Here is a 19,095-nt window from a genome sequence, read left to right on the forward strand (position 1 = left end):
AAAGCAATTCCCGATAGATTACACAGGATTACAACAAATTTGAACAATTTTTAAATTGGCACAAAATTTTATTTTTTGCTATTTTGTAGAATTTTATTCTAAAATTGCAAAATAAATCTTGTTTATCAAATTTATTAACTTATTTTGTTTTCCATATTTAACAAGAAGATAACACGTAAAAACATGAATCTGATATTCACATTTCAGAAGGCTACACGCCTGAAAAGCACAATATCACAGACGAATTTGTGATTTTTAAAAAGATAAAACACATGACAGCCATCAAACGAATGGCTACAATAAGCAGGCGGATTTGTTTCTTTTTTAACATTTTTTGGATTGGACACACAAATGGCCGAAAACTACGTTATTTGGTTTGAAAACCTGCGTATGACTGACGTTGAGCGAGTGGGCGGTAAAAATGCCTCTTTGGGCGAAATGATCAGCCAACTGACTGAAAAAGGCGTGCGCGTTCCCGGCGGTTTTGCAACCACAGCCGAAGCTTATCGTGCTTTCCTGGCTCACAATGGTCTGAGCGAGCGTATTTCCGAAGCCCTGAAACAACTGGATGTTGAAGACGTTGCTGAATTGGCACGCGTGGGTAAAGAAATCCGTCAATGGATTTTGGATACCCCGTTCCCTGAGCAACTGGATGCTGAAATCGAAACAGCTTGGAACAAAATGGTTGCCGATGCCGGCGGTGCGGACATCTCCGTTGCCGTACGTTCTTCTGCAACAGCAGAAGACTTGCCGGACGCTTCTTTCGCCGGCCAACAAGAAACCTTCCTGAATATTAATGGTTTGGATAACGTTAAAGAAGCGATGCACCATGTATTCGCTTCCCTGTACAACGACCGTGCCATTTCTTACCGTGTCCACAAAGGCTTCGAACACGACATCGTTGCCCTTTCTGCCGGCGTACAACGCATGGTGCGCTCTGACAGCGGTGCCTCCGGTGTGATGTTCACCATCGATACCGAATCCGGTTACGACCAAGTCGTTTTCGTTACCTCTTCTTACGGCCTGGGCGAAAACGTCGTACAAGGCGCGGTAAACCCTGACGAATTCTATGTATTCAAACCTACTTTGAAAGCAGGCAAACCGGCTATCCTGCGCAAAACCATGGGTTCGAAACAAATCAAAATGATTTTTACCGACAAAGCCGAAGCCGGTAAATCTGTAACCAACGTTGATGTACCTGCAGAAGACCGTCAACGCTTCTCCATTACCGACGCCGAAGTAACCGAGTTGGCTCATTACGCGCTGACCATCGAAAAACACTACGGCCGCCCAATGGACATCGAATGGGGGCGCGATGGTTTGGATGGCAAACTCTACATCCTGCAAGCACGCCCTGAAACTGTAAAATCTCAAGAAGACGGCAGCCGCAACCTGCGCCGCTTCTCTATCAACGGCGAAAAAGTTGTCTTGTGCGAAGGCCGAGCTATCGGTCAAAAAGTTGGCCAAGGTAAAGTTCGCTTGGTGAAAGATGCTTCAGAGATGGATTCCGTTGAAGCAGGCGACGTACTCGTTACCGACATGACCGACCCGGATTGGGAACCGGTAATGAAACGTGCTTCTGCCATTGTTACCAACCGTGGTGGCCGTACCTGCCACGCAGCGATTATCGCGCGTGAATTGGGTATTCCGGCTGTTGTAGGTTGTGGCGATGCTACCGACCTGCTTTCAGACGGCCAAGAAGTTACCGTATCTTGTGCCGAAGGCGATACCGGCTTCATCTACTCCGGCCTGCTGGACGTACAAGTTACCGATGTTGCTTTGGACAACATGCCTAAAGCCCCTGTCAAAGTGATGATGAACGTTGGTAACCCTGAATTGGCATTCAGCTTCGCCAACCTGCCTAGCGAAGGCATCGGCTTGGCACGTATGGAATTCATCATCAACCGTCAAATCGGTATCCATCCTAAAGCCTTGTTGGAATTTGACAAACAAGACGACGAATTGAAAGCGGAAATTACCCGCCGCATCGCTGGCTACGCTTCTCCTGTCGACTTCTATGTCGATAAAATCGCAGAAGGTGTGGCAACTTTGGCTGCTTCGGTTTATCCACGCAAAACCATCGTCCGTATGTCTGACTTCAAATCCAACGAGTACGCTAACTTGGTAGGTGGCAGCATCTACGAACCGCACGAAGAAAACCCAATGTTGGGCTTCCGTGGTGCAGCGCGTTATGTTGCTGACAGCTTCAAAGACTGCTTCGCACTCGAGTGCAAAGCCTTGAAACGCGTCCGTGACGAAATGGGTTTGACCAACGTCGAAATCATGATTCCATTCGTCCGCACTTTGGGTGAAGCCGAAGCTGTTGTCAAAGCCCTGAAAGAAAACGGTTTGGAACGCGGCAAAAACGGCCTGCGCCTGATCATGATGTGCGAGTTGCCAAGCAACGCTGTATTGGCAGAACAATTCCTGCAATACTTCGACGGTTTCTCCATCGGCTCTAACGACATGACCCAGCTGACCCTCGGCCTCGACCGTGACAGCGGTTTGGTATCTGATTCCTTCGACGAGCGCAACCCTGCCGTTAAAGTGATGTTGCACTTGGCAATCTCTGCCTGCCGCAAACAAAACAAATACGTCGGTATTTGCGGTCAAGGCCCGTCAGACCATCCGGACTTTGCCAAATGGCTGGTTCAAGAAGGTATCGAGAGCGTATCGCTCAACCCTGATACCGTGATTGAAACTTGGCTGTATCTGGCTAACGAATTGAACAAATAAGTTCGATGAGACAAAAATCCCCTGCCCGTTTATCTCGGCAGGGGATTTTTATTGCCTTATTCAATACCGTCTGAAAAAACTTTCACTTTCTTTTACCTTATCAAAAAAATCCTTTATCATCAAAATGATAAAAAAATATACCGCCATATCCACAAATTTTCAATGTTAATATGCTGCCTTTATGCAGTTTATCCCATGCCTTTTGAGTGAACCTTTTTCCACTCTTCCTATCTATCATACACAACATAACGATACATTTTGAAACAACCCATGAATACAAATTTTATTTCCACCTTTCAGACGGCCTTAAAACGTCTGGCCCTCATCAGCACCATTGCCGTCTTAGCAGCCTGCGCTGGCAACAATACCTCTTCCAACCGAGCTGTACCTGACGGCTACTACAAAGTCCGCCCCGGCGATACCCTGACCCAAATTGCCAAACGCTACGGACAAAACGTCAATACACTGGTTGCATGGAATAACCTTCCCAACGCCTCACAAATCGAAGTCAGTCAAGTATTGCGAGTCCGCCGTCATGTTGCCTCCCGCAATACTGCTACGCAGCAACGCCAAGCAACCGCCGTTACCCCAATCAACCGGTTAAGCTTGCAATGGCCGACCGATAACGCCTCATCCTCCATTATCCAACGCTACAACGGCACAAGCAGCAAAGGCATAGATATTGCAGGCACGCAAGGCCAACAAATCCGTTCTGCCGCAGCCGGTACCGTCATCTACGTTGGCGAAGAAGTACGCGGCTACGGCAAGCTGATTTTAATCAGCCACAACGACTACACCATTACCGCCTATGCCCACAACGACACGCTTTTGGTACAAAAAGATCAAAAAGTCCAAGCAGGTCAAGTTATCGCGACCATGGGCAGCAGCGATACAGACAGCGTCAAGCTTCATTTTGAAGTTCGTCTAAACGGCAAAGCAGTCGATCCCCTGCCTTATTTGACTAGAACAAATTAATGCCCCAATCAAAAGGCCGTCTGAATAGCAGTATTTCAGACGGCCTTTTGATTATCTTGCTATAACAGCTATTTCAACAAAATCTTTTCCTATTTAACTTATGTTGATTGAGTGTAAATACCGTTATACAATAACAACTCTTTTTAACATTCCATTTCAGGTACCCTACTATGTCTCCTAGCAGTATCCTTGCAACCGCATTCTTGTTTGCATCTGCATTTGCCAGCGCAGATGTCCATATTGATGAAAGCATTCCTTACCGCGATAAAGAAGAAATCGATACCCGTATTGTTTCTGAGTGTTTAGAAGTGGGCAGCATCATGTCCAAATCTTTGCAAGAAACTGCAGCCAAAAGCGATGTAACAGTTGTCCGTGACGGTAAAAAACAAGGCACATACGCAGATATCGCTATCACTTCCGCCATGAGTGCAGGCAATGCCTTTATCGGTCACGCCAAAGGGATGGCGGTTTCAGCCACTTTGTATGTTGACGGCAAACAAGTTAATAAAAAAACCTTTACCCGCAACTCTTCCGGTGGCATGTTTGGCGCTTATAAAAGCTCTTGCGCCGTCTTGAACCGCACTTCTAAAGTATTGGGTTCAGATATTGCCCAATGGGTGGTTCGCGAACAAAAAAATGCTCAAGACAAATAAAACCCCAATTTGATAAAGGCCGTCTGAAAAACCGTATTTCAGACGGCCTTTATATTTTCTATTTCTCTAAAAACAAAGAAATAAATTACCCATTAATCATTGTCAGAAATAGAGAATTTTATTTCCAATGCCCTTGATTTTAGAATATCTACCCTCAATTATTAAAACTATAAGAATTTTGTATATTAGCAGTCAAAGGAATAACATGGCAGAAAAAAACTATTATGAAATACTAGGCGTTGCCAAAGATGCGGATGAGGCCGAAATCAAAAAAGCCTACCGAAAACTGGTGCGCAAATACCACCCCGATGTCAGCAAAGAACCTGACGCAGCCGAACGTACAGTAGAAATCAACCGTGCCTACGAAACGCTTTCCGATAAAGAAAAGCGGGCCGAATACGATGAAATGTTGGCTAATCCTTACGGACGCAGCGCCGGAGGCAATCCGTTCGGTCAAGGCGGCAATCCGTTTGGCAATGGATTTAACGGTGGCGGCTTCCACTATGAACGTCATGAAGGCGAACCGTTCGGAGCGGGAGACTTCAATTTTGAAGATCTGTTTTCATCATTCCGCCAATCCCACACTCGTTCCGAGCAACCCCGCGGCCCAATAAAAGGCGAGGATCAACATGCTGAATTGAGTATTGATATTTACGCAGCGTATGTTGGCGCAGAACGTAGCATGACTTTGAATGTGCCAACTCTAGACGAATACGGACGTGCGGTTTATCAAAATAAAACCCTCAACGTCAAAATCCCCAAAGGCATTGCAGAAGGCCAACAAATCCGTTTGGCCGGTCAAGGTTTGCCGGGATATAACGGTGGAGAAAACGGTGACTTGTACTTAAAAATCAAGTTCCACGACCAACCTGATTTATACGTCAAAAACAGGAAAGACGTATATCAAACAATAGATGTCAAACCTTGGGAAGCCGTATTGGGCGGCAAAATCATCGTCCCTACCGCTTCAGGCCGCTTGCAGGTCAATCTGCCTGCCAACAGCCAAAGCGGTAAAAGCATCCGCCTCAAAGGCAAAGGTATTCCTGCAAAAGAAGCCGGAGACCTTTATCTCAATATCCGCATTAATGTTCCGCCAGTAGAGAGCGAAGCCGACCGTGCCGCATGGGAAAAATTAGCCGAACACTTTGCCGCGAAACAAGCATAAGAGAAAGGATAAATTATGATTCAGTCCTCCGATGTTACCCTTACTTTTGAAGAAATCGTTGCCGCCAGCCGCTGCCGTCGTGATTGGCTGTTGGAACTTATAGCAGAAGACATCATCAGCATAGATGGAGTGCCCGAAAAAAGCACCTTCAGTGGTTTTCATCTTGCCCGCATCCGTCGCGCACAACGCTTAAGCCGTGATTTTGAGGCCGGCATTCCTGCATTGGGGCTGATTATGCGGCTGTTGGACGAGGTGGAAGAACTCAGAAAAATACAGCGTCCGCTGGTCCTGCTCGAAGAAGAGTAAATATTGGCAAGTTGTTCAATTAAATATTGATGACAAGACAAAGTTTTTGATTTTTATTGATATTCCATAATGAAAGGCCGTCTGAAAATATTTTCAGACGGCCTTTTTATGCCTTCATTAACAACAGCGTCCACCGTTGCCGCCGCAACGGCGTTTGCGGCAGTAGTCTTGGAATTGCAGCTCGGTCATGACCGGCGCGTTGGGATTATGTTTGCGCTGGCGGGCAACGTAGTTTTCATAATCTGGGACACCGGCCATCAAGTTCGCTGTCAACTTGATGGTTTTCCACCAAGATGCGAGCTTATGCTTCACTTTGAGTCTCCGGCTGTTTACCGTCGCGGTACACTGCTGGAATTTCTTTAGCAGTTGGCCAACCGACTTTGCGGGCTTTCATGGCAGTACGGAAACCGTACACGGCGACAATCACGACAACTGCCAAGAACAAAGCGGTCAAACCGGCATTGATTTGGTCGTTGAAGATGATTTGTGACATTTCGCCAATGTCTTTAGCAGGAGCGAGGACTTCGCCTGAAGCCAAGGCATCGCGGTATTTGCCTGCGTGAGCCAAGAAGCTGACGCGCGGGTCGCTGTGGAACAGTTTTTGCAAACCGGCATAGCAGGTTACAAACAATACGCCGACAGCAGGAACCAAAGTTACCCAAACATAGCGGTCGCGTTTCATTTTCACCAATACGACGGTACACATAATCAACGCTACGCCTGCAAGCATTTGGTTGGCGATACCAAACAACGGCCAGAGCGAGTTAATACCGCCCAGAGGGTCGGTTACGCCGGTATAGAGGAAGTAACCCCACAATGCCACAGCAAAGAATGTGGCAACCAAGTTGGCAGGGATTGAGTCGGTGTTACCGAATGGTTTGTAGAAGATACTGCCCAAGTCTTGAATCATGAAACGGGCAACGCGTGTACCGGCGTCAACTGCGGTCAAGATGAACAAGGCTTCAAACAGCAAGGCAAAGTGATACCAGAACGCCATCATGGCTTCGCCCGGAATCAGACGGCTCATGATGTGTGCCATACCGACTGCGAGGGTTGGTGCACCGCCTGCGCGGGATAGAATGGTGTTTTCGCCCACTTCTTTAGCAGTGTGCAACAGGGTTGCGGCATCAACAGAGAAATTCAGTTTAGTGGTGATGACTTCGGCAGCTGTGTTGGCATCTGTACCAATCAGCGCGGCCGGGCTGTTCATCGCAAAGTACACGCCTGGCTCAAGCGAAGCGGCGGCAGCCAGCGCCATAATAGCCACAAAGCTTTCCATAATCATGCCGCCGTAACCGATCATGCGGACGTGTGTTTCGTTTTCCACCATTTTTGGAGTGGTACCTGAAGAAATCAGCGCATGGAAGCCTGAAACTGCACCACAAGCAATGGTAATGAACAAGAATGGGAACAATGCACCAGAGAATACCGGGCCTGAACCATCGATAAAGTGGGTAACTGCAGGCATTTGCAGAGTCGGGTTAACAATAACGATACCCAAAGCCAAAGCTGCAATCGTACCGATTTTCAGGAAGGTAGACAGATAGTCGCGCGGAGTCAGCAAGAGCCAAACCGGCAATACGGAAGCCACGAAACCGTAAATCATAATCGCCCAAGTCAGCTGAATGCCGTCAAGGTCGAACCAGTGACCGAAGGAGCTGTGGGCAACATCTTCACCGTAAATCACGGCCAACATCAGCAAAATAAAGCCGACGATGGAAATCTCGCCAATTTTGCCCGGACGGATATAACGGGTGTAAATACCCATAAACAGAGCAATCGGCATAGTCGCTGCGATGGTGAACGTACCCCAAGGGCTGTGAACCAATGCTTTCACAACAATCAGCGCCAACACCGCCATAATGATGACCATAATCATCAAAATACCAATGGATGCAATCACGCCGGGAACGGTACCGAGTTCTTGTTTCACGATATCGCCCAAAGACTTACCGTCACGGCGCATAGAAACAAATAGTACCATCATATCCTGTACGGCACCGGCAAATACCACGCCGAAGATAATCCACAAAGTACCGGGCAGATAACCCATTTGCGCTGCCAATACAGGACCAACCAGAGGGCCTGCGCCGGCAATAGCGGCAAAGTGGTGGCCGAACAGTACGCCTTTATGTGTGGGAACATAGTCCAAGCCGTCATTGTGGCGTTCTGCCGGAGTCAGACGGTTAGGATCAAGCTGCATCACACGGTTGGCAATGTAAAGACTGTAGAAACGGTAGGCAATGCAGTATACCGAAATGGCGGCCGTAACCATCCAAATCGCACTGACTTGCTCGCCACGGCTGAGAGCTAAAGTAGTAAAGGAGGCCAAGCCTACCAAAACCACAATGCCCCAGATCAAAAATGATTTGAGCGATTTCATTGATTTATCCTTAAAACGTGATGCACCAAGGCTTGCTTTAGCGACAAACTGCCTTAATGCGCTTCAGAAAGACCAGTCATTATAGTCTTCATGATTTCATGAGTGAAATGTCATTTCAACCCAAATTCGACTGAAAACAAAATGATTAGTTCGTCCGTAAGGTTAACACAAACAGACAATATACCCTTCATTTTTTACTTCAAAACTAAATATTCCTTAACATATAACAAACGAAAGGCCGTCTGAAAACCCAAAAATTCAGTTTTCAGACGGCCTGACAAACAGTCAATGCTATAATCCGACATTCCCATTTCTCTATATTGCCATACCATGCAAAACAACGATTCCGAAACCATGCGCCTCTCCAAACGCATGGCGCAATTGGGCTTATGCTCGCGCCGCGAGGCAGACAGTTACATCGAGCAAGGCTGGGTCAAAGTCAACGGTCAAACCGCCGTACTCGGTCAAAAAGTCACCGAGCGCGACCGCATCGACCTCAACAAACAAGCCCATGAAAAACAAGCAGCGCGCGTAACCATCCTTCTGAATAAACCCGTCGGCTACGTCAGCGCGCAGGCAGAAAAAGGCTATAAATCCGCCGCAGAACTCATTACCGCCGAAAACCATTGGGAAGGCGATGACAGCCATATCCCTTTCAGCGAAAAACACAAATTCGGCTTAGCCCCTGCCGGCCGCTTAGATATCGACTCCGTCGGATTGTTAGTACTCACTCAGGACGGCCGCATTGCCAAACAACTGATTGGTGAAAACAGCAGCAGCGAAAAAGAATACCTTGTCCGCGTCCGTGGCAAACTGGACGATAAAGGCCTCGCCCTACTCAACCACGGCTTGAGTTTGGACGGAGAAAAATTGCGCCCCGCCAAAGTCGAATGGCAAAACGAAGACCAGTTGCGCTTTATTTTGCGACAAGGCAAAAAACGCCAAATCCGCCGCATGTGCGAACTGGTCGGCCTGCGTGTCGTCGGTTTGAAACGCATCCGCATGGGTAAAGTCAAACTCGGCAGACTGCCGCCGGGCAAATGGCGTTATCTACGCGCTGACGAATCGTTTTAATTGCAGCTAATAAAAAGGCCGTCTGAAAACACATTTCAGACGGCCTCATCTTTTACTGCTTACTCGATATAAGTAAACTTCGCACGTTTGATATTGCAGAGAATTTCGTACGGAATCATACCGGCAACTTCGGAAACTTCATTGATATTAATCACATCGCCCCAAAGCTCGACTTCCGCGCCCAAGCCCTCTTTCGATGCTTCCAGCTCAACCGTAATCATATCCATAGATACCCTGCCGATAATACGGCTGCGTTTGCCATCCACTGCCACAGGGGAATTAGTGGAAGCGCGACGCGGATAACCGTCGGCATAGCCGCAGGCAATCAAACCGACACGGGTAGATTTGCTGGTGTAGAACGTTGCGCCGTAGCCAATCGGAGAATGCGGTTGCAACACGCGCTCGCCGAAAACACGGGAAGTCAGGCGCATAACAGGTTTCAAACGCTCATCCACGCCGCCGAAAGGCGAAATACCATACAAGGCCAGACCGGCACGTCCCCAATCGCGCCGCGCTTCAGGCACGTTCAAAATCGCGGCGGAATTCGCCAAGCTCTCTTCGCCTTCCAAACCCTCACACGCCAAATCAAACGCTTCAAGCTGCATTTCGGTCATGCCGTTTTCCGGTTCGTCCGCGCAGGCAAAATGGCTGAATTTCACAATGTTTTCAACCGATTCGGATTGTTTCAATGCAGTATAGGCGGCGGCATAGTTATGCGGAAAGAAACCGGCACGGTGCATACCCGAGTCCATTTTCAGCCATACGGTCGTCGGACGTTGCCACTCATGATGCACAAACGCCTCCAACTGCCATTGGCTACCGATTGCCGGCCACAAATCATAACGGTCAACATCCGCATATTCCGTAGCCTCAAACACGCCTTCCAACAAAACAATCGGATTTTTAATGCCGTTTTGACGCAATTCCACGCCTTCATCTACCGTTGCCACCGCAAAGCCGTCGGCAATATCCGCCAACGCGTGTGCACATCTGACCGCACCATGCCCGTAAGCATCGGCCTTAATCACGGCCAACAATTTATTGCCATGCAACTCTTTGAGAAAACGATAATTTTGACGTAAATTATCCAAACGGATTTGCGCATTGAGCGGACGCATAATGTATTCCTCTTATCGGCATTCCGTTTCAGACGGCCTGCCCTATTACTTTGAAGTAAATATTATAGGTCAAAAACTACACAGGATTCCATGAAATACACAAGAATAATCTATTCATATTTTAGAACTCATGCGCACCTTTAGGCATTTATGCTTCTTCTCAGCCTGTTTTAAGGTTATGATTCAATCCAAATGAAAACGACAGACATCAAGGCCATGAAAGAACTCGACAAAACCGACTTAAAAATCCTCAAGCTCCTACAACAAAATGCACGTATCCCCATGACTGAATTGGCTGAAAAAGTCGGCCTCTCCACTACGCCAGTAACCGAACGCGTCCGCCGCTTGGAACGCGACAACCTCATTACCGGCTATCACGCCCATCTGAATCCTCATGCTTTAGGCCAAAGCCTCTTGGTCTTTGTCGAGCTGAAACTGCGTTCCAAATCCGGCAATATTTTTGAAGACTTCAAACGCGAAGTGCTGAAGATTCCGCAAATTCTGGAATGCCACTTAGTATCCGGCGAATACGACTACCTTATCAAAGTCCGCCTGCCCAATATGTCCGCCTATCGAGATATGCTCGGCAATATCCTGCTGCAACTGCCGGCTGCTTCCGAAAGCCGCAGCTATGTTGTCATGGAAGAAGTCAAAGAAGAAGTAGTATTAGACATCTAATTCTATTCAACAAACAAAGGCCGTCTGAAAGATTACAACATTCAGACGGCCTTTATTTTAAATAGGCAAAAAAAATGCACACATCCGACAGAATGTGTGCCAAGTCTACAAAGGAGAAATAGAGGAGAAACTATTAACTGACTACTCGAACCAGCTAACGAAACGAATTATGCAACAAGATATTCAACCGCGCAAGTATTTTTCTTGTAAAGTTTCTTAATTATTCAATTAACAGATCTTAAATGTAATCATGTTTCAATGTAGATAAAAAAATGCGCATACCGTTTTGATATGCGCCAAGTCTACAAAGGAGAAATAGAGGAGAAAAATCAAGCTGCATCAAGCAACTCAACGGCGCGAATTATCCTAGCCTTCTACCCTCCTGTCAACTGTTTTCCCATCTATTTTCAAGTATTTTGCTAAAAAACAACAAATCCACTATTCCCCTCTTTTTCTTGCTATTTTCGCCCATATATAAAAAGAATTTAGGGCCGTCTGAAACATATATTGCCACTAAAGATAAACGGCTCCATACTCACACATTCATAGTCCATATCAACCCAACCCACAACCATGACCACCCCACTTTCCCTTGCCGTCGTCGGCCATACTAACACAGGCAAAACCTCGCTCTTACGTACGCTTTTGCGCGACAGCACCTTCGGCGAAGTGAAAAACGCGCCCTCCACCACGCGCCATGTCGAAGAAGCCCTTATCAACGACGGCGACGACAGCCTGGTTTATCTCTACGACACACCCGGCCTTGAAGATGCCGGCGGCGTGTTGGACTGGCTGGAAACCCATACATCCGCACGCGATGACGGCATTGAGCGCATCCAGCAATTCCTCAACAGCCATGAATCGCATCACGAGTTTAACCAAGAGGCCAAAGTTCTGCGCCAAGTCATGCAAAGCGATATGGCCATGTACGTCATCGATGCGCGGGAACCCGTCCTCGACAAATACAAAGACGAGCTGACTATTTTGTCTTGGTGCGCCAAGCCCATCATGCCCGTGTTCAACTTCACCCAAAATCAAGACCTGACCGCTTGGACCAATATGCTCGCCCGCAGAAACCTGCATGTTTACGCCGGTTTCGATACCGTTGCCTTCGACTTTGAAGGCGAAATCCGATTGTGGGACAACCTTGCCACCATGTTACCCAAGCGCGACATCCTCGACCGCCTCATCAATATGCGCCGTCGCGAGTGGCAACTGCTGGATACGGAAGCGCGCCGTGAAATTGCCGATTTTCTGCTGGATGCCGCCGCATTTACCCAAGAAATTGCCGAAAACGACGACCCTGCCCCGACTTTGGAAGTCATGCAATCGGAAATCCACCAACTTGAGCGGCAAATGCAACAACGCCTGTTCACACTTTACCGCTTCTATCACGACGAAGTCGGCAGCGACAGCACATGGATGCCCAAAGCCTTCAAACAAGATCCGTTTGACAGCGAATTGCTCAAACATTACGGCATCCGTACCGGTACCGGCGCAACCGCAGGTGCACTCATCGGCTTAGGCTTGGATATTGCCACGCTTGGCGGCTCACTTGGTTTGGGTACGGCCATCGGCGGCCTGTTAGGCGGCATTTTGCCCAATGCCCAAGACATCACCGACAAAATCAACGGCAGGCAAACCCTGCATACCGATCCGGAAACCCTTACCCTGCTCGCCGCACGCGCACTGGATTTGTTGCACGTCTTGCAAACGCGCGGCCATGCGGCTCAGTCGCATATCGAGCTAAAAGAACGCAAAGCGCCATGGAATGCGGCCAAATTGCCAAGCGAACTCAACAAAGCGCGTAGCAACCGCAAATGGTCTTCGCTCAACACACACCAGCCCGAAGCCAGCCGTAACGAACGCGCAGCCTATGCAGCCACTTTAAGCGAAAAATTAAAAGCTTAGAATTGCCGCATAACAAAAAGGCCGTCTGAAACCTAAATGTTTCAGACGGCCTTTTGATTTTAGAAGGAAAATACTTATTCAGCAGCTTTGGTTTCTCGTTTCAAACCGCCGCCAAGTGCTTTATACAAGTCGGCAAGGTTTTCCAGACGGGTCAGCTGATTGGCTAAAAGAGCAGTATCCGCGCTATAACTGCTGCGCTCGGCATCCAGTAAATCCAATGCGCTGGATACGCCATGTTTGTAGCGCAGGCTGATAAGGCGCAGGCTGTCGTTGTAGGCACGGCTTTGTTTGCTCAAAGCGGCATAGCTTTTATCCAGCTGTTCGCGTGCAACCAACGCATTGGAAACGTCTTTGAATGCGGATTGAACAGCGGCTTCATAAGCAACGATTTGTGCCTGTTGGCGCAGTTTGGCTACGTCAAGATTGGCTTTGTTTGTGCCCCAGTCAAAGATAGGCAATGTGATGGACGGTGCAAAAGCCCAAATACCTGTGCCGCTCTTAAACAGGCCGCTCAACTCGCCGGAAGCGGTACCGACCGAACCGGTTAGGCTGATGCGTGGGAAAAACGCCGCACGTGCCGCACCAATATTGGCATTGGCTTGTTTGAGCGCGTGTTCGGCCGCACGGATATCCGGACGGTTGAGCAACACATCCGAACTCAAACCGGCAGGCAGTTTAGTCATTTTGAACTGCTTGCTCAAAGGCAAACCGGCAGGCAGATCTTCGGGTAAAGGTTGATTAATCAGCATAGCCAAGGAATTGCGCGCTTGCTCGCGGTTTTTTACCGCGGATGCGTAATCGGCTTTGGCTGATTCAATCAGGGCTTCCTGTTGGCGCAAATCAACGGCGGAAATCACGCCGGCCTTATGGCGTAATTGTGAAAGCTTGTAAGTCGCTTCACGGGTTTGCAATACGCGTTGTGCCAATGCCATGGTTTCTTCAGCGTAGCGTTCATTAAAGTAGGCTTTGGCAACGGTAGAAATCAGGGTCAGATGCGCGGCATCGCGGTTGGCGGCCACATTGAAATAACCTTGCAACGCGGCTTCGCTGGTGCTGCGGACACGGCCGAAAAGGTCAAGTTCATAAGAGGCTGCGCCCAAACCCACGCTGTATTGGCTGCTGACGCTGCCGCCGCTCAAGCTGCCTTGACGCGAACCTGTACCGCTGGCATTGACGGTTGGCAACAAATTATTACGCGCAATCATATATTGCTTGCGATAGATTTCCGCATTCAGCGCGGCTGTACGCAAATCGGTATTGCGTTCCAATGCGATGTCGATCAGGCGGTGAAGGCGAGGATCGGCAAAGTAATCTTGCCAACCCAATTCGGCTGCACGGATACCGTCGTCAACAGTGTCGTATTTAAACGTATCGGCCACGGCAACTTGAGGCTGCTCATATTTCGGCATCATGGTACAGGCCGACAAAGCCACGGCGGCGGCAACGGCGGTCAGTACAGGTTTGAATGTAATCTTCTTCATTTTAGAATCCTTTAGCATTTTGAGGCCGTCTGAAAATTTTTCAGACGGCCTTTGCTTTAGTGCTTGTCTGAATCGTGTTTACCGTCTTCAATCATGCCGGCTTCAGCGGCGTGTTTGGCGGCCATCTCATGCTCGTGTGCGGTTTCTTTAAAGAATTTGCGCACAACCACATAGAACAAAGGCACAAGGAACACAGACAGAATCGTACCGATCAACATACCCCAGACCACGGTCGTACCAATCGCACGTTGGCTGGCGGAGCTGGCACCGCTGGCAACATAAAGCGGTACCACGCCCAAGATGAAGGCAAACGAAGTCATGATAATCGGACGGAAACGCAAGTGTGCGGCGGCAAGCGCAGCTTCAAGCGCGCTCTTGCCTTGCGCTTGCAGGTCTTTGGCAAACTCGATAATCAAAATCGCGTTTTTCGCACTCAAACCCATCACCGTAACGAAACCGACTTGGAAGTAGATATCGTTGGCGTATGCCGGAATACTGCCCAGTAATGCTTCAAACATGTTACGGCCAGTCACACCCAATGCCGCGCCAATCAAGCCCAACGGAATCACAAGGATAACCGCCAACGGGATAGACCAGCTTTCGTACAAAGCAGCCAATACCAAGAATACAGCGGCAGCGGCCAATGCGTACAATACGACAGTTTGCGAGCCGCCTTTAGCCTCTTCACGAGACTGGCCTCCCCATTCCAGACTGTAACCGCCGCCCATGTCATCAACCATTTGCTGTACCGCAGCCATGGCTTGACCGGAAGATACGCCATTAACAGGCGAGCCGGAAAGCTCCATTGCCGGATAACCATTGAAGCGGACGCTTTGTTCCATACCGTTTTCCCAAGAAACAGTAGCAATGGTAGAAAGCGGTACGGCAACGCCGGATTTATTCGGTACAGTCAGGTTCAGAATATCGGCAGGCTGCATACGGGCACTCGCATCAGCTTGTACCATCACGCGTTGCAGACGGCCTTGATTCGGGAAGTCGTTTACATAAGACGAACCCAAAGCAGAAGCCAAAGCAGTACGGATGTCAGAGAACGAAATACCTTGTGCTGCTGCGGCAGAGCGGTCGATGTCGATTTTCAACTGCGGCGCATCTTCCAAACCGCTCGCACGAACGGTACTTGGGTTAAACAAACCGCTTTTGCGCATTTTGTCAATCAACTCATTGCGCTTGGCCAATAATGCGGCATGGCCGCTGTTGTTACGGTCTTGCAGGTAAATCGTCAAGCCGGAGCCTGTACCCAATTCCATAATGGCAGGAGGCACAATCGCCAAACCGAAACCGTCTTTCAGCGTAGCCATCATCATGCCGGTCAACTTACCGGAAATAGAAGTCGCATCGCTGCCCGGAGCAGTACGTTCGCTCCAGTCTTTCAGAATGACAAAGCCCAAAGCCATGTTTTGGCCGGAACCGCTAAAACTAAAGCCGGAAACGGTAATAATGTTCTCGATCTCAGGTACAGATTTCGCCAGTTGAGTGATTTGAGCCAAAGTTGCATCGGTACGCTCTTTGGTCGCGCCGGCAGGCAGCTGTACGCTCAACATCAAGTTACCTTGGTCTTCAGTCGGCAAGAAGGAAGTCGGCAGACGCATAAACAGGAATACGCCCACAACAGTCAAACCGATATAGACAACCATCATGCGCAAAGTCTTGCGCAAGACTTTGGCTACCCAGCCTTCGTAGCCGTGTGTCCAGTTGTCGAATTTCTTGTTAAACCAACCGAAGAAACCTTTTTTCTCTTCGTGATGACCATTCTGAATCGGCTTGAGCATGGTGGCACACAATGCCGGAGTCAGCGTCAAAGCAAGGAATGCGGAGAAGCCGATCGATGCCACCATGGTCAGGGCAAACTGTTTGTAAATGTTACCGGTTGCACCGCTAAACATTGCCAGCGGCACAAATACGGACATCAACACGGCAGTAATACCGATCACCGCGCCGGAAATCTGACTCATCGCTTTTTTGGTTGCAGCCTTAGGCGGCAGACCTTCGCTCGCCATAATACGCTCAACGTTTTCAACGACCACAATCGCATCATCGACCACAATACCAATTACCAATACCATCGCAAACATGGTCAATACGTTAATCGACATACCCATATATGAGATAAAGGCAAAACCGCCCAACAGGGAAATCGGCACGACAATAGTCGGAATCAGCGTATAGCGGATATTTTGCAGGAAGAGATAAATCACCAAGAATACCAATACGATGGCTTCCAAAAGTGTATGGATTACTTTCTCAATCGAAATTTCCACAAATTTGGAAGTATCGTAAGGAATTTTCCAGCTCATGCCGTCTGGAAAATACTTCTGCAAAACCGCCATTTTTTCTTTCACGGCAGTCGCCGTTGCCAAAGCGTTACCGCTGTTAGACAACATCACTGCCATACCGGTGGTGTTCACACCGTTCAAGCGGGTGGAAGAAGAATAATCCTGCATACCCAAGCTGACTTTGGCAACGTCTTTCAGATAGACATTAGAACCATCGGTATTGGATACCAAAATGATGTTGCCAAACTCTTCAGCAGTGCTCAGCTGACCTTGCGCCGTCACAGTTGCTGAAATAGTCTGACCTGCAGCCGCCGGCAAAGAGCCGATAGAGCCTGCAGAAATTTGGATATTTTGTGTCGCAAGCGCATTGGTTACCGTTGCAAAAGACAGGTTGTAGTTTTGCAGTTTTTTCGGGTCAACCCAAATACGCATGGCGCGTTGCGCACCAAACAATTGTACCTGCCCTACCCCGTCAATACGCTGCAGTTCAGGAATGATATTGCGCTGGGCGTAATCGTTCATTTCCTCAATGGATTGCTTTTCAGAAGAAAGCATGACCACTTGCAAGAAGTTGGAACGCGCTTTAGATACGGTTACACCATATTGCTGTACGGTAGACGGCAATGTGGACAACACTTCCGACAATTTGTTCTGCACGTCTACCTGCGCCAAATCTTCATTGGTTTCCGGTGTAAACGTCAGACTGACGCTGCCGCTGCCACTGGAATTGGCAGAAGTCGTCATATAGTCCAAACCTTCCACACCGTACATATTACGTTCGATAACGGCCAGTACGCTGTCTTCCATTACCTGAGCCGAAGCGCCCGGATAAGTAGCGCGCAAAGTAATAGTCGGTGCAGCAACGGACGGATATTGGGAAATCGGCAGTTTTTGAATGCCGAAAATACCCGCTGCGATGATAAAAATCGCAATAACCCATGCAAAGATGGGGCGGTCAATAAAAAACTTAGACATTCACGCGTTCCTTATTTGGCTTCAGATGCAGCTTTAGCTTCAGGCTTGGCCTCGGATGCAGCTTGGCCGTCTGAAACTGCCGGTGTTGCTGCCGCAGCGCTTGCAGGCGGCGTCCATTCTTTCGGCGTTACCTGTTTAGCACCCGACATAGCGGCAATGCTGATGCCTTCAACAATCACTTTGTCGCCGTCTTTAAGGCCGTCTGTAATAACCCAATTGCTACCTTGCTGTTGGGCAATGGTCACGACACGCGCTTCCATTTCGCTCTTGTCATTCACTACCATCACAGTATCTTGCGAACCGCGGGTAACTGCTTGTTGCGGCACTACAAATGCATTATCTACTGCCACTTGCTCCATCAACACGCGCACATACAAGCCCGGCATCAAGATATTTCTGTCGTTAGGAATGGCGGCGCGCAAGGTAATTTGACCGGTTGTTTCGTTGACAGTCGGATCTGCAAACAGCAGACGGCCTTTTTCAGGGTAAACGGTACCGTCGTCAAATTTGATATCCACTGCAATCGCGCCGTTTGCCGCCAACAATTTGCCTTCGGCAACCTGTTGACGCAGTTTCATGACCTCACTCGCAGACTGGGTAACGTTGACATACATCGGATTGGTTTGTTGGATCGTAGCTAAAACAGTAGTATCACCGGAATTCAACAGCGTACCTTCAGAAACTTTAGATTGACCGATAAAGCCGGAAATCGGCGCAGTAATGCGGGAGCGGTTCAGGCTGATACCGGCAGATTTGATGGCTGCTTGTGCAGATTTGACGCTTGCCTCTGCTGAACGCTTGGCGGTTACGGCCGCATCGTATTCTTGTTGGCTGATGGCATCGGCGGCAACCAGCGGTTTGTAGCGGGCCAAGTCGGCATTCGCTTTAGCCAAAGTCGCTTGCGCACTCGCCAACTGGGCGCGTGCGCTTTCTAAGTTTGCTTCATAAGATGAGCTGTCGATTTGGTACAAAGGCTGACCGGCTTGCACATAGCTGCCTTCTTGGAACAGGCGTTTTTGCAAAATACCGCCGACTTGGGCGCGAACTTCGGCAGTACGCAACGATTCCAGACGGCCCGGCAACTCGGTTGTCAATGCAACGGTTTCCGGATGCACGGTAACCACGCGGACTTCAGGCGCAGGTTGTTTTTGCTGTTGCTGACTGCCTTGCGCCTGTTGGCCGGCTGCTTTTTCATCGCCTTTGCCGCAAGCGGAAAGCGCCAACGCAGTAGCTGCTGCAATCGCCGCGACACGCATCATTTTAGAAGCATAAAGAGCCATAATTTTCCTATCTCTATGATAAATAAGGGTTTGACTAATTAAAAATTGATTACTTTAATCTCATAT

14 protein-coding genes are annotated in these 19,095 nt (G+C 48.7%); 8 read left to right on the forward strand and 6 right to left on the reverse strand.

Annotated elements, in window-relative coordinates:
• Positions 1-351: 351 nt before the first annotated feature.
• From ppsA to ACTHSA_RS09850, 5 genes are all read left to right on the forward strand, one after another.
• Complete coding sequence (gene ppsA / locus ACTHSA_RS09830) at positions 352-2,736, forward strand: phosphoenolpyruvate synthase (RefSeq protein ID WP_004520518.1); 2,385 nt, start codon at positions 352-354, stop codon at positions 2,734-2,736.
• A 270-nt stretch (positions 2,737-3,006) separates the two neighbouring features.
• Positions 3,007-3,711: a peptidoglycan DD-metalloendopeptidase family protein gene (locus tag ACTHSA_RS09835; RefSeq protein WP_070624773.1), complete on the forward strand. Its 705-nt coding sequence runs from the start codon at positions 3,007-3,009 to the stop codon at positions 3,709-3,711.
• 170 nt (positions 3,712-3,881) lie between these two features.
• The gene (locus tag ACTHSA_RS09840) at positions 3,882-4,364 is read left to right on the forward strand and encodes a hypothetical protein (RefSeq protein ID WP_049336190.1); all 483 of its coding nucleotides are present in this window, start codon (positions 3,882-3,884) and stop codon (positions 4,362-4,364) included.
• Between the two features lie 205 nt (positions 4,365-4,569).
• Positions 4,570-5,529 (forward strand): DnaJ C-terminal domain-containing protein, encoded by a 960-nt coding sequence (locus ACTHSA_RS09845; protein WP_063068882.1) that lies wholly within the window; start codon positions 4,570-4,572, stop codon positions 5,527-5,529.
• A gap of 15 nt (positions 5,530-5,544) precedes the next feature.
• Positions 5,545-5,835 carry a chaperone modulator CbpM gene (locus tag ACTHSA_RS09850; RefSeq protein ID WP_049336193.1) on the forward strand — a complete coding sequence of 97 codons (291 nt, stop codon included), beginning with the start codon at positions 5,545-5,547 and terminating at the stop codon, positions 5,833-5,835.
• 117 nt (positions 5,836-5,952) lie between these two features.
• On the opposite strand, the gene ACTHSA_RS09855 is transcribed toward ACTHSA_RS09850, so the two are convergent.
• Positions 5,953-6,147, reverse strand: coding sequence for a YbdD/YjiX family protein (locus ACTHSA_RS09855; RefSeq protein WP_003747442.1), 195 nt, complete (start codon positions 6,145-6,147; stop codon positions 5,953-5,955).
• A complete protein-coding gene (locus ACTHSA_RS09860) occupies positions 6,137-8,218 on the reverse strand; it encodes a carbon starvation CstA family protein (protein WP_049336196.1) in 2,082 nt (693 codons plus the stop codon). Before ACTHSA_RS09860 ends, ACTHSA_RS09855 begins: the two co-directional genes overlap by 11 nt.
• A 330-nt stretch (positions 8,219-8,548) precedes the next feature.
• Between ACTHSA_RS09860 and ACTHSA_RS09865 the strand changes: the two genes are divergently transcribed.
• Positions 8,549-9,292: a pseudouridine synthase gene (locus ACTHSA_RS09865; RefSeq protein ID WP_070624774.1), complete on the forward strand. Its 744-nt coding sequence runs from the start codon at positions 8,549-8,551 to the stop codon at positions 9,290-9,292.
• 59 nt (positions 9,293-9,351) lie between these two features.
• Here the strand turns inward: ACTHSA_RS09865 and alr are convergent, their stop codons facing one another.
• Positions 9,352-10,410: an alanine racemase gene (gene alr / locus ACTHSA_RS09870; RefSeq protein WP_295846513.1), complete on the reverse strand. Its 1,059-nt coding sequence runs from the start codon at positions 10,408-10,410 to the stop codon at positions 9,352-9,354.
• A 216-nt stretch (positions 10,411-10,626) separates the two neighbouring features.
• Here alr and ACTHSA_RS09875 point away from each other — a divergent pair, with 216 nt between their 5' ends.
• Both ACTHSA_RS09875 and ACTHSA_RS09880 read left to right on the forward strand, forming a co-directional pair.
• Positions 10,627-11,088 (forward strand): winged helix-turn-helix transcriptional regulator, encoded by a 462-nt coding sequence (locus ACTHSA_RS09875; protein ID WP_079453694.1) that lies wholly within the window; start codon positions 10,627-10,629, stop codon positions 11,086-11,088.
• Positions 11,089-11,661: 573 nt separating this feature from the next.
• Positions 11,662-12,999, forward strand: a complete 1,338-nt coding sequence (locus tag ACTHSA_RS09880) for a GTPase/DUF3482 domain-containing protein (RefSeq protein ID WP_440367246.1) — start codon at positions 11,662-11,664, stop codon at positions 12,997-12,999.
• Between the two features lie 74 nt (positions 13,000-13,073).
• On the opposite strand, the gene ACTHSA_RS09885 is transcribed toward ACTHSA_RS09880, so the two are convergent.
• Genes ACTHSA_RS09885 through ACTHSA_RS09895 form a run of 3 tightly spaced genes read right to left on the reverse strand, consistent with a single transcriptional unit; the run spans position 13,074 to position 19,029 of the window.
• Positions 13,074-14,480, reverse strand: coding sequence for an efflux transporter outer membrane subunit (locus ACTHSA_RS09885; protein WP_107849056.1), 1,407 nt, complete (start codon positions 14,478-14,480; stop codon positions 13,074-13,076).
• A gap of 56 nt (positions 14,481-14,536) precedes the next feature.
• Positions 14,537-17,749 (reverse strand): efflux RND transporter permease subunit, encoded by a 3,213-nt coding sequence (locus ACTHSA_RS09890; protein WP_440367249.1) that lies wholly within the window; start codon positions 17,747-17,749, stop codon positions 14,537-14,539.
• An 11-nt stretch (positions 17,750-17,760) separates the two neighbouring features.
• A complete protein-coding gene (locus ACTHSA_RS09895; RefSeq protein ID WP_070646729.1) occupies positions 17,761-19,029 on the reverse strand; it encodes an efflux RND transporter periplasmic adaptor subunit in 1,269 nt (422 codons plus the stop codon).
• Positions 19,030-19,095: the final 66 nt, after the last annotated feature.

It is taken from the genome of Neisseria sp. P0008.S002 (assembly GCF_051962805.1).
Lineage (GTDB): Bacteria > Pseudomonadota > Gammaproteobacteria > Burkholderiales > Neisseriaceae > Neisseria > Neisseria perflava.